The organism is Mucilaginibacter sp. GW821-FHT07H05, from assembly GCF_059418485.1.
In genome coordinates this window covers 137,668-151,942 of record NZ_JBWKPY010000007.1, presented here as the reverse complement: position 1 = coordinate 151,942, position 14,275 = coordinate 137,668, and the positions used below count along the sequence as shown (strand labels likewise).

Sequence of the window (14,275 nt, the reverse complement as noted above, 5' to 3'; positions counted from 1 at the left end):
TTTAAATTAAAGTGTTAAATTAAGTCCAAACGTCATTGACCATGTTGCAGGCGTATCCTCGCCCAATTTCCCGGCCGACTCAGGATCTATGCCATGGAAAACATTTTTGTAGGGAGAGAATAATATGAATGGATTTTGCGCCGTAGCATATACTTTTAATGACCGTGCCCCTATGCGTTTAACCAAAGCATTTGGGATGGTATAACCTAAGCTCATGCTCCTGACCTTAAGGTAGGTTGCACTAAAATAACTAAGCGTAGAAGAATATAAAGGGTTAGTAAGCGCGTTGGTAGGCTTAGGGAAATAATTCTCGTGATTGGTTGGTGTCCAATAATTCACATTTAAATTATTATAGTTGCCCTGTAGCGTATTTAAAAAACTGCCGCTTTGGTAAATTTGAGATGTTAAGGTACCGCCAACACGATAAGCGGCAACTACTGTAAAATCAAATCCCTTAAACCCTACCCGATTGGTGAAACCGCCTGTAAATAATGGCTGGTCAGATCCGATGATCATCCTGTCGTTAGCATCAAGCTTGCCATCACCATTCAGGTCGAGCACTTTTACCGAACCAATTACAGACTGGCCGCCGCTAAGGGTTAAACCAAACTTTTTGGCAGCCGCGGTATCAGCCGCTGTATTTTGCCATAAACCAATTCTTTTATAATCAAATATTGCTCCAAGCGGCTGGCCAACAAATAAATTATTAGTAATATCTATGGTGCTGCCGTTAGATAACTGGGTTACTTTACCCCTGTTAAAAGTGATATTAAAACTGGTATTCCACGAAACTCCGTTTTTACCTGTTGGCGCTATATTAACCGAACTCACGTTAATTTCGATACCCACATTTTCGGATTTACCAACGTTGGTTAAAATGCTATTTGGGATACCTGATGTTGCCGGTAAGCTTTGCGGCAGCAGTAACGAGCGGGTATATTCATGATAAGCGTCTACACTACCGGTGATCCGGTTTTTAAACAAACCAAAGTCGATACCTGCGTTTAATGTGCGGGTGTATTCCCAATCCAGATCTGGATTTGCAACCGATGTTGGATACGCGCCGATGGTATTTTTACTGCCATAGTTGTAAGTAGCCGGCGATAAAACACCAAATGTTTGATAAGCCTTAATAGCCGCGTTACCTACATCGCCATAACTTAACCTAACTTTCAGATTAGATAATACGTCTACATTTTTCAAGAAGGACTCGTTGGTGGCGTTCCAGGCAAATGCAATCGAAGGGAACAAGTGATATTTATTACCCTCAGCCAGTTTAGATGAACCGTCGGACCGTACAGTAAGGGTCAATAAATACTTACTGTCATACCCGTAATTTACCCTGCCCATGTACGAGATCAGATCGTATTTGGTATAAGCGCCTGTTGCCGAAAAATTTGAACCAAGCTGCGGGTTGAAATATTGCACCGCATCAGACAATATTTGATTATAACTGAATGAGTTGGTTTGATTTTGATTTTCCTGCAAGCTATATAAACCTGTAAAACTGATATGATGCTTTTGGGCTATTGTTTTATCATAGGTTAATATATGCTCGAGGGTATAGTTATAGTTGTATGTGCTTTGATTATTGCCGGTAGATTGCGCACCCTGATTGTTGTAAGTGGCAGCAGCATAAAAATTGCCATAAATTTCGGGCTTTACTTCAGCGCCGCCATTAAACCTGTATTTTAAACCAGGTGCAAGGCTTGCTTCTATATACGCTGTGGTAAAGGTACCTAATCTTTTACGGGTTTCTACAGAAGCACCCGGAACCAGGTTAGCAAGCGGGTTCCAAACCTGGTTAGCGCTGCCGTTAACATAGCCCACCAAAGCCCCCGTTGCATCATCATACGGTGTGGCTAAGGGGCTTGCCCTTAAAGCCTGGCCAAGTGGGTTTGCGTTTTCCCCGTTAATATAAGTAAGGTTGTTTAACGAGCTTACACCTACTTTTAAATACTTGCCAATATTTTGATCTACACTAAGTTTAATAGAATAGCGTGTAAAACTCTGGCCCGAGTAGATGCCTGTTTCGTTATAGTAACCTGCAGAGATATCGTACTTTGTTTTTTCCGTTCCGCCGGAAACACCTACCTGGTGATTGGTTAAAAAGCCATTTTTATAGATCAGGTCCTGCCAGTTTGTGCTCCGCCCAAGTTGCAGCGAAGTTTGTTCCTGCGCGCCGAAAGCTCCGCGGGTAATGATGGTAGGGTCATCAATACTGGTATAAAGCGGATTGGCAGATGCGGCATTAAAATAAGCCCATTTTTTTAACAGGGCATACTGTGGGCCATTCATTACATTATACTGGGCTATTGGTTTTGAAAAACCGCCATAACCACTGTAGGTAACTACGGCATCGCCAACTTTACCGCGTTTTGTTGTTACCAGGATAACACCGTTGGCACCCCTTGAACCATATATGGCAGTTGACGAAGCATCCTTCAATACTTCAACCGAGGCCACATCATCCAGGTTCAGATCCTGGATACTTCCTGTAAACGGAATACCATCTACTACAAATAAAGGATCATTAGATGCCGCTTTAGACCGCGTACCCCTGATGATAATTGAAGGCACCGAACCCGGGTGGCTGTTACCACCGCTTTTTTGGATATCAATACCTGTACCCTGCCCCTGCAAAGCCTGGACCAGGTTAGCTGCCGGTACATCTTTTAACGACTGTGCAGAGATGGAGGTGATAGAACCGGTTACATCCGATTTCTTTTGAACACCGTAACCTACTACTACAATTTCGTTTAAGGTTTTTTGCTCGGCTATCAGCGTTACGTTAATTACTTTTTGGTTGTTTACCTGTATTTTTTGCGATGCATATCCTATACTGCTAAATACCAGCGTAGCGTTTTCGGGTGCGTTAATGGTGTAATTACCATTAGCATCGGTCATTACGCCAATGCTGGTGCCCTCTACCTGTACGGTTACGCCCGGTACCGGGCCGGTATTATCGGTAACTACCCCTTTCACGGTAATATTGGCCTGCTCTGCGGTAGTATTGGCATCAACGGCGCTGCTATCGGGCAGCTCGGTTTTTTTATGCTCGTTGTATATGACTATACTATTGTTAATTTCTTTGTAGGTTAATTGGGTATTATTTAAAATGTCTGCCAGCAAATTAGCAATGGTTTCGTTTGTATAGCTATGCGTAATCGTGCGATAGCCCTTCAGTTCGGCAGAGTTATATGCGAATTTTATTCCGGATTTATTTTCAATTCTTGCAAGACCGGCCTTCAAACTTTCATTTTTTGTATCAATAGTAACGCGCGACAATATTATTTGACTGCTTGCAGATTTAGCCAGCAGCAACCCGGTAAAGCTTACCATAATAATTATTGCGATAATTGATAGCTTCATAAAAAAAACGAGGGATTGAGTTGATTTTTTTATCATATTTGTAAAGTTTATATTAAAAACTATGTAAGTCATTGGTATAGCTTGAGACCCTTTCCAATACCTACATTAATTACTAAACGATACCCGTGCACATTGCCCGGGTATTGTTGTGTTTATATCACTTGCTTGCCAGGGTCACCTCCCTTCCGGCTACCGTATAATTCAAATCGTGGATGGTAGTTATTATTTCCAGGACTGTTTTTATATCATCACTACTTTTAAAATAGATGGTAGTTACTACATCTTTCATTTTTTCGTGGTTATAGTTAACCTTAACACTGTACAAGTTTTCCAGCGTTAGTATCAGGTCTTCAAAGGGTACATCGTACAGGTTAATCTCTTTAGATTTCCAGGCGGCCACCTTTTTAGAATTAATTACCCGGGTATTATAACTTTTATCTTTCTGGCTGTAAATAATTTCCTTATCGGGGGTTATCATACCAAAACTTTTACTTTGGTTACCTACCTCAACAAGGCCCCGCACAACGGTGATGCGTACATCATTTAATTTTTTATAATACTTAATATTAAAGCTGGTACCCAATACTTGCGTGTGCAGGTTGCCATAACGCACTATAAAGGGGTGCGCCTTATCGTGCTTTACATCAAAAAAAGCCTCGCCGTTCACTAATTGCACTTCGCGTTTTGCAGCAAATTTTTCGGGATAGGTAATTGTAGAGCCCGAGTTTAACCAGATAGTGGAACCATCGGGCAGTTTAATGGTTGCCAGATGGCCTTTGCGCGCGGTAATGCTGATCAGCTTTTCGTTACTTTGGGATTTTATCCAAAATAGCAGGGCTGCCGAACACGCCACTAAAACAGTAGCGGCGGCACTATACTTAATTCTTTTAAGATGAAAAATCCGGCCATTACCGCGGATATGCCGGTGAATATTCTTCAGCATATCCTTTTCGATAGCCTTCATCGCATTTTTATCGTGAAGATGATCTTCACCCATATCCGCTAAGGATACCGGTTTACGTTTTCTAAACATTTAAAAAAATATATAGGTTACAAGCGGTTATATCTATGCCGCACTGGTTTTATTGGAGTAATACACTTCAGGGGGACTTTGGTACCAGATTTATTTTAAAAAAAATAAAAAAAAGATCAGGCTAAGCGCTTCGGCCTTGGTACGCAGTATTTTTAAGGCGTTTGAAAGCTGGTTTTTAACCGTACGGGGAGTAATATTCAATGATTCGGATATCTGGCTTATGCTCAGATGCTCATAACGCGACAGTACAAAAACACGCTGCATTTTGGGCGGCAATTCGCCAACCTGGGTTTGCAAAGTTTGCGCAACTTCTTTGGCAATGTAATGATCTTCGTTGGTATACGACGGGGCGTTATCAAAGTACATCAGTTCTTCTACCCCTTTCCTCCTGACGGCATCTTTTTTATACTGGTTGATAATACCGTTTTGCAAAGAGGTAAAAAGGTACGAGATATGGAATTTACTGCTATCGATGCTGAGCCTCACGTTCCAGAAATTAATGAAAACGTTTTGCACAAGGTCCTTTGCATCATCAATTGAGCCGGTTGCGCGGTAGGCCATTTTGTATAAGGGCTGCCAGTTTTGCTTATAAAACTCATCAAATGCCTTTATATTTCCATTACGGATCAAAAGTATTAACTCATTTTGATTAATCTTATCCACAGTATTATTAGGTCATTTTCCCTACCGAAAGATTAAACATGTTATATGTTTAATATGATAGCGTTAAAATTGGTATCGCAAGTACCGAATATTTTGTTTGAGTTTTATAGTAATATTTTTACATTTCATTAAGCTTATTTGTCAATTATTAACCAATATCCTTAACTCCATCGTAAAACTTAAGGCATTGACAGGCAGGGGCAATAACTGCCCGTACCGGGGTTTAATTGATAGGATGCGCCTGCCAACCACTATGGCGGGAATAGCTCACTAAAACATTTGACGAAAAAAAGTCACCCCGGTTAAGGCTTAACAACAATGGTGAGGCTTTGCGTAGTATGCGCGCTAAAATAACCTAAACTAACGGGTGTTATATTAGTTGGCGGATCGGCCGGTGTAACGCCGCCGCCTGGATTATCTGATCCCTGCTGCATCAGGCTGTACCAGTAGGTATAAACCGGCTTATCCAGGCATTGCATTTCTACGGTTACGGTATCACCTGCATAAACACCATAATCGCTGTCATCATCATCCCGCACCCGCAGATCAAGACTAACATAGCGCCCATCGTTAAAATCATCGTTATAGGCATAAACCGTTTTAACCAGCACTTTATTAAGCCATATTACAAAACGGTACTGGTTGGCCACGCCGGCCGGGTCCTGGTAATGAACGGTGAGCACCTTTTTGTGCTTGCTGGTGCTGATGACCGAGTTTTTGGAGGTCAGCGAATCTAAGGTTACGGTGGCCGGCATAACCGAACTGGCGCCATAGGTTTTGGCATTGGTTAAAACGGTCATGGTGTAGGTTGCTCCGGGAACGCCCGCTAAAGAATTAGCCGTATAGGTGCCGGATGGCCCCTCGGTAAAAGGGTATTGCTTACCGGCCTGATCGCTCACCATAACTGTCGCGCCGCTCACTGCGGGATAAGTATTAGTGGACGACATGGACACATTCTGACTCAGTTTAATAACTTGCGGACCGGCCACGTTAGTGATATTGCCTTCTATCACCAGTCTCCCGGTGTCGTTGCCCAGGTCAAGGTCAATCACTTTGGTACAGGATGCCAAAACCGGCAGGATAAAGAAAAACAGGCTATATTTTTTAAATACTTTCATCAGATCAAAATTTAAAGTTCCAGGTAACAGAAGGGATTGGGGTGGCAAAAATGCTGGTGGCGGCAGCTTCGGTTGTGTTAGGGGTTGTTTTGCTATCGCGGAAGGTAATGCTGTAAGGATCGCGATGGCTATAAACATTATAAACGCTAAATGTCCAGCTGGAATGGTACTTTTTATGTTGCCGGCCTTCCAGCGTGGCGCCTATATCCAGGCGGTTATTGTCTGGCTTACGATAACCATTCCTTTCTGAATAGGAGAAAGTGGTTATCCCGCCTGTTGTGTATTTCCCGGTAGGGTAAGTAACCGCGCTGCCTGTTTGATATATAAAAGAACCCGAGAACGACCAGCGTTTATTTAACTGATAGATACCCACTACAGACAGATCATGCGTACGGTCTTGCCGGGCCGCGTAATAGTTCCCCCTGTTAATGGCCGCAAATTTGTTTTCGGCACGTGATAAGGTATACCCTATCCAACCATTAAAACGGCCATACTTTTTCTTCAGGAACAATTCCAGGCCATAAGCCCTGCCCGAGCCGTAGGTCAGCTGCGATTCTACATTGTCATTAACAAGCAATTGCGCGCCATCTTTATAATCGATCTGGTTTTGCAGCCATTTGTAATACACCTCGGCCGAGAATTCAAAAACGTTATCCTTAAAGTTCCGGTACCAGCCGGTGGATACCTGGTCGGCAATTTCGGGTTTGATGTTATTGCTGCTCATCACATACAGATCGGTAGGCGAACTGGTGGTAGAATTGGTAAGCAGGTGGATGTTCTGCGTATTACGGTTATAGGATAGCTTAACAGAGCTGGCCTCGTTTAACTGGTAGCCGGCCGAAAGCCGTGGCTCTAAGTTGAGATAACTTTTAACTGCCGATCCGGAACCATAGATGGTAGCGCTGGTGGTATTACCGGCAGCATCATAAGTTTTAAAGGTACCGGGGCCCATCAGCGAAAACGCGCTTAATCTTACCCCGTATAAAATATTCAGCTTATCGCTAACCTTCCATTCATCGCTGATATAGGCGGCGTTTTCATATCCGTATCTTCTTTCCACGCTTCGGGTATTAAAACTGGATGTGGCGTCGGTAGTGATATCGCCGGGAGCGATGGAATGGTGCAATACGTTAATGCCAAATTTAAGCCGGTGCGCATTGTTGACGGTATACTGCAGATCTTCCTTGAAATTAAAATCGGTGATCTGGGAGGTAGCCTTAAAACTGCTGGCGCTTTGAAAGCTTTCGATAACGTAGTTATAATTGCTGAACACCATAGAAGTGTTAGAGAACAGCTTATTGCTGAAAATATGATTGAACCTGACCGTGCCGGTTGAGTTGCCCCAATTGGTGCCGAAAAGATCTTTCAAACCCAGCACATCCTTGCCAAAATACCCCGACAGGTAAACCGTGTTATGCTCATTAAAGTGATAGTTGGCTTTGGCATTCAGATCGTAAAAATAAAGGGAGCTTCCTTTAATGGTGGAGTCCTTGGAGGCCTTCAAAAAGAAATCAATATAGGTGCGGCGGCCGCTGATCATAAACGAGCCTTTATCTTTTACAATAGGCCCTTCCACTTTCAGCCTCGAGGCAATCAATCCTAAACCACCCTGAACTGTAAAATCCTGGTTGTTGCCATCGTTCATCTTGATATCCAGTACCGATGATAAACGGCCGCCGTACTCGGCCGGCATCCCGCCTTTATATAAGCTGACATCTTTAATGGCATCAGAATTAAAGGTGGAAAAGAAACCGAATAAATGCGAAGCGTTATAAACCGTAGCTTCATCCAGCATAATCAGGTTTTGATCGGAAGCGCCACCTCTGACATAAAAGCCCGAATTACCCTCGCCGCCAGACTTAACACCGGGCATCAGGGTAATGGTTTTCAAAACGTCCTTCTCTCCCAGCACCACAGGCACCTGGTTAATCTGTGCCATGTTCAGCTTCTCTACCCCCATTTGCGGCGAAGCGATCTGATCGTTATTGGGCCGGTTAGCGCTGATCACGACCTCCTGCAGGTTACTTTTAGCTACCAGGGCTATATGGATGGTTTGTGCCTGGTGCAGCGCAATGGGTTTGGCCACGGTTTCGTAGCCGATATACGTAAACAATAAAGTATAATCGCCGTCAGGCGCCGACAGGGAATAAAAGCCATAGCTGTTAGTGGCCGTCCCCACTTGAGGTAATTCTTTGATCCTGACGGTAGCGCCGATCAGGGTTTCACCTGTGGCGGCATCTTTTATGGTTCCGCTGATGATTTGTCTTTTTTGCGCGAGAACCGAAAACGAACTGAATAATAAAAAAACGGCGAATAGAGATTTTAACATACTTTTTAAAAACACAAAATGATTTTTCCGACAGACATGGGGGTAGTAGCGCCGTTATCATGTTAGACGATCCATCAGCGGAAATATTTCAAATGAATTAAATTAAATTTCTGTTAAGTCGCGGTAAAGATAAAAGCCGGCCAGCGGACATTATCCCCACCACCACATTGTTGTTATGCTTTATGGTTAGCCGGGTAACCATTAAATTTTATCAATAGACTTACGCTGCCCCTGGTTAGATGCTTTAAACTGGCTGGGCGTTAAACCGGCCATGCTTTTAAACTGTGCGGACAGATGGGCGCTGCTGCTGTAACCCATCTTCCAGGCAATTTCATTCATGTTAAGCTCTCCGTATTCCAGCAATTCTTTTACCTTTTCAATCTTTTGCTGAATAATGAACTTTTCGATGGTGGTATCTTCCGATTCCGAAAACATCCGGCTTAAGTAGTTATAGTCTTTATGCATCCGGGCCGACAGGTATTCCGAAATACCCAGCCGGGTATCGGCCAGATCGCTGTAGTGAACTTTTTCAATGATCAGGTCTTTGATCCGTTGAACAAGGCGGCTCTTTTCATTATCGATCAGTTCGAAACCCGACAATTTGAGCGCGGAGCCAATGGCGCTTAATTGATCGTTATCAGGCTCAGGCTGCACCTCGGCATTCCCAAGCGAAATGGCGTTTACCTGAAAACCAAGGCTTTCCAGTTGTTGTTTAACAACCATAATGCAACGGTCGCAAACCATATTTTTAATATATAATGTCATGTGTTAATTCAAGCTAAAAGAAAAAATAGACAATAGTTAGTCGGGCCGCGAAAATGCGGCAAAGCCTGAATCAGATCAATAATGCCTGGTAAGAGATATAAAGTTGCCGGTTGGTAAAAAGCGGCGGCCCTGTGGCATTCAGCCAGGAAACTTTTTGATGATAGATCCCCGGAAGCGGCGCCAGCTGCTGGTATGGGATAGGATAAACCATAACCGGAAGCGCCGCCAGCTGCAAGTTAAAAGCGCCTTTAATATTTTCCTTAACAAGGTAATTGCCATGCTGGTTACAACAGCTGCAATCCCTGCCTTTTCCGCAAGATTTTTTTTGATGATGCGCTTTGGCTTTAGCATGTGCATCGGGATGACTGCCCGGCATCTGTTTGGCTATAGCATGCCCGGGTTTTGCAAAAAAATATTCGGCGCCGCAATGCATAAAGCAAACGAACATACCTGTGGTTAACATCAGGTAAAACGAAGCCAGACTTATTGCACCGAGTTTTCTCATTTAATATGATACACCAGCATATGATAATTGTTTACGAGTTATCAATCGGGTTTACAAATATCCATATTATTTAGATAGCTTCCGCATGATAAGCTTTTGTTGTTTAAATAGGCGTTTATGATGGCGCTTCATTGCTGAGTTATCAAATTCCGCCGGGACTTTAAAGGCTTGGATAACTGGGGAAGCGGGCTTGTACGATTCCCCTCTTGAGAGGGGTGGAGGGGTGTGTCCTTTCGGCGATATGCAATCCGGTTAGGACACACCCCTGCCACTACACTTTCCAACACGCCCCCTCTCAAGAGGGGAATCAAAAAACAAACACGTCATTGCGAGGAACGAAGCAATCCCCGGTAAACAGAGCAGTTACAATATCATAGATAGCAACGTTCAGCCACATTTATCCTGAGCAAAATCAGGTCGTTTTTTAGGGTTAACACATTTCAGCCCTAAAAACTTGTAAATAATTAATTATCAATTAGTTGTAAAAAATAATTCCTAAATTATGTTAAGTTATGTTAACCCTCCCCGCTACCACAAGCGCCCGTCCTTGTGGTATGCAGGGCGGGCCTGTCCTTATTCCATTTAACCCTCAAATGCTATCCATCTATATAGTATATTTGTTTATCCATATTCAAAACCGCTATCATTACCTGCTATGAAAAAGTCCCGTTATCTTTTAATCCCTGGCTTCGCCGTGCTGCTTGCATTTGCCGCGTTTAAAAATGGAACCGGTAACAACGATGCCGAAAAGGGCTGGAAGAAGCTATTTAACGGGAAAGACATTAAAGATTGGTTCGTGAAGATCAATCACTACGAGGTTGGCGAAAACTATGGGAATACTTTCCGGGTAGAAGATGGGATCATCAAGATCAGGTATGATCAGTACGGCGATTTTAACAATCAATTCGGTCACCTGTATTATAAAACACCCTATTCATACTATAAGCTGCGGTTCGAGTACCGCTTTGTGGGTAAGCAGCAACAGGGCGCGCCTTCCTATACCCTGCTTAACAGCGGCGTGATGTTTCACTCGCAGGACCCGCGGACCATGCTGAAGGACCAGGACTGGCCCATATCTATTGAGATGCAGTTATTAGGTGGCCTTGGCGATGGTAAACCCAGGCCAACGGGCAATATGTGTTCGCCGGGTACCGATGTTGTTTATAAGGGCCGGGTTTCGCCCGATCATTGTATCAATTCTACCTCAAAAACCTACGATGGCGACCAGTGGGTAAAAGGCGAGCTGATTGTGGAAGGGAACAAACTCATTACCCATATTATCAACGGCGATACCGTGCTGCAGTACTCCAAGCCAACCATTGGCGGCGGCGTGGCCAATGGCTACGATCCTAAATACAAACAGGACGGCAAATTATTAAGCAGCGGCTTCATAGCCCTGCAAAGTGAGGGCCAGCCTGTGGATTTCAGAAATATCGAGATCAAACAATTACCAAAGTCCGAACATTAAGGCTAAAAATATTTAAGGTTGGATTAGTATTAATTGTTATTTAAGTAGCATACACATCAATACAATTCAAATTTCTTCGAATAGATAATTTTGTCCTCGTAATAAATATTTAATTGCCAGGTGCCTTTTACTACTTCAAAGTCGTTATCCAAAGAATAGGTGCTGCCATTGGTTGCATTAAGAGGAAGATCAATAGCATATTTAATACTTTTAAAGCTGGCTTTTTTAACCGGATCGATTATCGTATGCGGGAAGATCCACTCCAGTTGTAAAGTTACGGTATCACTACTATTACTAACTAATTTGTATTCCGTCCCAAAATCGCTGCCAATTTTTGCCGGTATTTTTTCTGTCTTTTTAAGTAAAACCTGCTTAATAACAACCCTATGGTCGCCGGACGGTGATTCGTCCATCTTTTGTGTTTCACCTGTTTGCGATGCGTACATGCCATAATTTAATTCAGAGAATTTAAACGCAGGTTTGGTTTGCTGGGCATTTACTTTTATATATACGCCAAGCAATAAAAACAACATAGTTAACTGGATTGATTTTTTCATTTAATAAGGTTGAATGTGATATAACAATTAATGATATAGTTTACCGATTTTGGTTTTGTATAATTAGTGCACATTTTTCACCTTTCATAAAAAATTAAAAAATATTTTTCCATCGGCGCAAAATACAATCACCGTTGCTGACGTATGCATGCCTTATCAACTTCCATTCTTCAAACCCCAAACTGGCGCAAATGATGGTCGGTATGTTTGTAAGCGATGTGGCCTGCCTGTTCGGGGGTAAGTTCTCCAAAAAAAGGATGAAAAAATCCCTGGCCGGCGTATTGCAAATGAGATTTAATTAACCCGATTAGTTGTATTTTTTCGGCGGCGATATCCCCGTCCCCGCTAATTTTAAAGCCGGGAGCAGTTGGCAGGTTTGGTTTCAGGGGGCCATCTTTCAGTATATCCTTCAAAGCCAATTTCCCAAATAAACGCCCAATAAACGATTGCTTATACAGCGTTTTGCCCATTGCCATTTCTTCCCACATAATCAAATGCCTCAACATTTGGTACGTGTTCATTTTGCCCCATTGTGGTCTGCTGTTTTCGTCCAGTGCATTTATGCGGTTAATGAGTTGGTCTGCAATTAGTTTGTCGGTTATTGTTTCCATTGTTTTAATATATACTCATCAAAATTACCTATCGAAATTAATTTTGCGGGAGGCGTATCCAGACAAATAAGCGGGCAAATGCGACAATAGCTTTTATAATAACGGAAAAAGCCGCTCATCTTGCGAAGGAACGGCTTTTTATAAATTACGCGCTAAATGTGCAGCTTTCACCCCACTTTTTGAATGATCCGCGGCTTCCGCCGCTCTTTTAATAAAACACCTGTTAATAATCGTGTTTATCGCCCATCGTAAGCCTGTTGCAATGCCGCAACATCAACTTTCTTCATGGTCATAAAAGCTTGCGTAACACGCGCTATCTGTTCGGGGCTCCCATTTTTCATAGCCGCTAACATTACTGTTGATGTCACCTGCCAGGATACGCCGTATTTATCTTTCAGCCAGCCGCACTGTCCCGGTTCGCCGCCGGCCGAAAGCGCCGACCAGTGGTAATCGATCTCTTCCTGAGTTTCGCAAGAGATCAGCAGCGATACCGCGTCGTTAAAATTAAAACCATGCGGGTGCGCGCTATCCATAGCCGCCAGCCAGGTACGGTCGACGTAAAAATCAGCGAACATCAGCGTACCTTCTTTGTCGGGGCCCATATCCTGCGGGCGCGGCGCCGTAATACCACGTCTACTATCTTTAAATACCGAACAGTAAAAATCAATGGCTTCATCGGCTTTGCCGGCCACGTCGCCCGTATACATCAACGATGGAACGATCACCGGTTTTTCTTCGCCATCCGGGTTAGTCAGGATCAACTGCCAGGATACGCCGTATTTATCGCTCACCCAGCCATAGCGTTCGCTGAAGGGATAGCGGTCAAGCGGCATCATTACCGTTCCGTTTTCTAACAGCTTGTTCCAAACTTCGTCAATGTGCCGGGCTGCATCCGGATCGCGTGAGAGATCGAAATTAATCATAAAAGATATGGCAGGGCTGATCTTTAACCCGCGCCCGGCGCTTATGCCCAGGAACGGTTGGCCCGCCAGGGTAAATTCAACTATTTCGCATTCGCCGCCGCCAGGCATAGAGAAATGATTCACATAGCTTAAGGCCGAATCGGGCATTAAGGTTGCATAAAATTCGGCTGCCTCTTTGGCCTTATCCTGGTCGAACCAGATATGTGGTTTGATGGGTAACATAGGTAAATGATTTTAGTGTAAATTATTGATCAAAAATAATGCTAAAACGCAGGGGCGCGTCAGGCATGTTCAGGACATTTCAAGGGGGTAATTGCGACAAATAACTATAACAGGTCATAAGACGCCCGCAGGTAAGTAAACAGCGCCGGCCGTAAATCATCTAACAGTGCAATCCGGATATGGTTTTCAAACTTATTGCCCAAAGCCACACTTTTCAGCACTGGTTTCTCCGGGTGCGGTACTTTAGAATAAAACTTTATATCCAACTCCTTCTTCATCGGCCGGATCACCAGAAAGGTCAGTCGCCGGGTGAAAACGATGCAGTTCGGGGTGGTACCAACCAGCACGCCCTCCCAATTCGCAACCTCCGCCAATAGCTTATCAAATACCAGCACCAGTTCCGGCGGCCGGCCCAGGAACAAGCTGTCCAGGCTTACCCGCGCGCAATAATGCCTTTGCTCGGGTTTGGGGAGTTCCCGCTCACATTTCGGACAGATCCAGCTCATAAGCCATGAAGTTAGGGTTTAGATCCTCAAAAATAAAATCGCAGCCGCAAATTGTTATTTTGAAGGTAGTTTAAAGAACGGACAAGGTCCTTAACAAAATGATGGTTACCGAATTTCGCAGACGATTGAATCAGCCCCGCAACAAATGGCAATCGCGCTGAATGTTTAGTTAAAAACCGGCAATCCTCCCGGCAATATAAATG

12 protein-coding genes are annotated in these 14,275 nt (G+C 43.7%); 1 reads left to right on the top strand and 11 read right to left on the bottom strand.

Translation table 11 applies throughout. From position 1 onward, the window contains the following. Positions 1-6 precede the first annotated feature (6 nt). The 7 genes from AC07M6_RS19050 to AC07M6_RS19020 all read right to left on the bottom strand — a co-directional run bounded on the left by AC07M6_RS19050 (position 7) and on the right by AC07M6_RS19020 (position 9,785). Positions 7-3,372: a TonB-dependent receptor gene (locus tag AC07M6_RS19050; protein WP_494892184.1), complete on the bottom strand. Its 3,366-nt coding sequence runs from the start codon at positions 3,370-3,372 to the stop codon at positions 7-9. Between the two features lie 157 nt (positions 3,373-3,529). Further along, on the bottom strand, positions 3,530-4,405 hold the full coding sequence (locus AC07M6_RS19045; RefSeq protein WP_494892182.1) for a FecR family protein: 876 nt from the start codon (positions 4,403-4,405) through the stop codon (positions 3,530-3,532). A gap of 90 nt (positions 4,406-4,495) precedes the next feature. Continuing rightward, positions 4,496-5,068 carry an RNA polymerase sigma factor gene (locus AC07M6_RS19040; RefSeq protein WP_494892180.1) on the bottom strand — a complete coding sequence of 191 codons (573 nt, stop codon included), beginning with the start codon at positions 5,066-5,068 and terminating at the stop codon, positions 4,496-4,498. 302 nt (positions 5,069-5,370) lie between these two features. After that, complete coding sequence (locus AC07M6_RS19035; RefSeq protein WP_494892179.1) at positions 5,371-6,186, bottom strand: DUF4249 domain-containing protein; 816 nt, start codon at positions 6,184-6,186, stop codon at positions 5,371-5,373. Positions 6,187-6,190: 4 nt separating this feature from the next. Then, positions 6,191-8,515, bottom strand: a complete 2,325-nt coding sequence (locus AC07M6_RS19030; protein ID WP_494892177.1) for a TonB-dependent receptor — start codon at positions 8,513-8,515, stop codon at positions 6,191-6,193. A 201-nt stretch (positions 8,516-8,716) separates the two neighbouring features. Next, the gene (locus AC07M6_RS19025) at positions 8,717-9,280 is read right to left on the bottom strand and encodes a helix-turn-helix domain-containing protein (RefSeq protein WP_494892175.1); all 564 of its coding nucleotides are present in this window, start codon (positions 9,278-9,280) and stop codon (positions 8,717-8,719) included. Positions 9,281-9,350: 70 nt separating this feature from the next. After that, positions 9,351-9,785 carry an HYC_CC_PP family protein gene (locus tag AC07M6_RS19020; protein ID WP_494892173.1) on the bottom strand — a complete coding sequence of 145 codons (435 nt, stop codon included), beginning with the start codon at positions 9,783-9,785 and terminating at the stop codon, positions 9,351-9,353. A 655-nt stretch (positions 9,786-10,440) separates the two neighbouring features. Here AC07M6_RS19020 and AC07M6_RS19015 point away from each other — a divergent pair. After that, on the top strand, positions 10,441-11,253 hold the full coding sequence (locus AC07M6_RS19015) for a 3-keto-disaccharide hydrolase (RefSeq protein ID WP_494892172.1): 813 nt from the start codon (positions 10,441-10,443) through the stop codon (positions 11,251-11,253). Positions 11,254-11,309: 56 nt separating this feature from the next. Here AC07M6_RS19015 and AC07M6_RS19010 read toward each other — a convergent pair whose 3' ends face one another. The 4 genes from AC07M6_RS19010 to AC07M6_RS18995 all read right to left on the bottom strand — a co-directional run bounded on the left by AC07M6_RS19010 (position 11,310) and on the right by AC07M6_RS18995 (position 14,072). Then, entirely contained in the window at positions 11,310-11,810 is a 501-nt protein-coding gene (locus tag AC07M6_RS19010; RefSeq protein ID WP_494892171.1) for a DUF3859 domain-containing protein, read from the bottom strand. Between the two features lie 170 nt (positions 11,811-11,980). Beyond that, positions 11,981-12,421, bottom strand: coding sequence for a DUF1569 domain-containing protein (locus tag AC07M6_RS19005; RefSeq protein ID WP_494892169.1), 441 nt, complete (start codon positions 12,419-12,421; stop codon positions 11,981-11,983). Positions 12,422-12,657: 236 nt separating this feature from the next. Next, the gene (locus AC07M6_RS19000) at positions 12,658-13,566 is read right to left on the bottom strand and encodes a VOC family protein (RefSeq protein WP_494892168.1); all 909 of its coding nucleotides are present in this window, start codon (positions 13,564-13,566) and stop codon (positions 12,658-12,660) included. 104 nt (positions 13,567-13,670) lie between these two features. Next, the gene (locus AC07M6_RS18995) at positions 13,671-14,072 is read right to left on the bottom strand and encodes a DUF5655 domain-containing protein (RefSeq protein ID WP_494892167.1); all 402 of its coding nucleotides are present in this window, start codon (positions 14,070-14,072) and stop codon (positions 13,671-13,673) included. Positions 14,073-14,275: the final 203 nt, after the last annotated feature.

Excerpts from the sequence above, each read along its gene's own strand:
- AC07M6_RS19050 (WP_494892184.1), bottom strand. The coding sequence starts at position 3,372 with ATGAAGCTATCAATTATCGCAATAATTATTATGGTAAGCTTTACCGGG.
- AC07M6_RS19045 (WP_494892182.1), bottom strand. The coding sequence starts at position 4,405 with ATGTTTAGAAAACGTAAACCGGTATCCTTAGCGGATATGGGTGAAGAT.
- AC07M6_RS19035 (WP_494892179.1), bottom strand. The coding sequence starts at position 6,186 with ATGAAAGTATTTAAAAAATATAGCCTGTTTTTCTTTATCCTGCCGGTT.
- AC07M6_RS19030 (WP_494892177.1), bottom strand. The coding sequence starts at position 8,515 with ATGTTAAAATCTCTATTCGCCGTTTTTTTATTATTCAGTTCGTTTTCG.
- AC07M6_RS19025 (WP_494892175.1), bottom strand. The coding sequence starts at position 9,280 with ATGACATTATATATTAAAAATATGGTTTGCGACCGTTGCATTATGGTT.
- AC07M6_RS19020 (WP_494892173.1), bottom strand. The coding sequence starts at position 9,785 with ATGAGAAAACTCGGTGCAATAAGTCTGGCTTCGTTTTACCTGATGTTA.
- AC07M6_RS19015 (WP_494892172.1), top strand. The coding sequence starts at position 10,441 with ATGAAAAAGTCCCGTTATCTTTTAATCCCTGGCTTCGCCGTGCTGCTT.
- AC07M6_RS19010 (WP_494892171.1), bottom strand. The coding sequence starts at position 11,810 with ATGAAAAAATCAATCCAGTTAACTATGTTGTTTTTATTGCTTGGCGTA.
- AC07M6_RS19005 (WP_494892169.1), bottom strand. The coding sequence starts at position 12,421 with ATGGAAACAATAACCGACAAACTAATTGCAGACCAACTCATTAACCGC.
- AC07M6_RS19000 (WP_494892168.1), bottom strand. The coding sequence starts at position 13,566 with ATGTTACCCATCAAACCACATATCTGGTTCGACCAGGATAAGGCCAAA.
- AC07M6_RS18995 (WP_494892167.1), bottom strand. The coding sequence starts at position 14,072 with ATGAGCTGGATCTGTCCGAAATGTGAGCGGGAACTCCCCAAACCCGAG.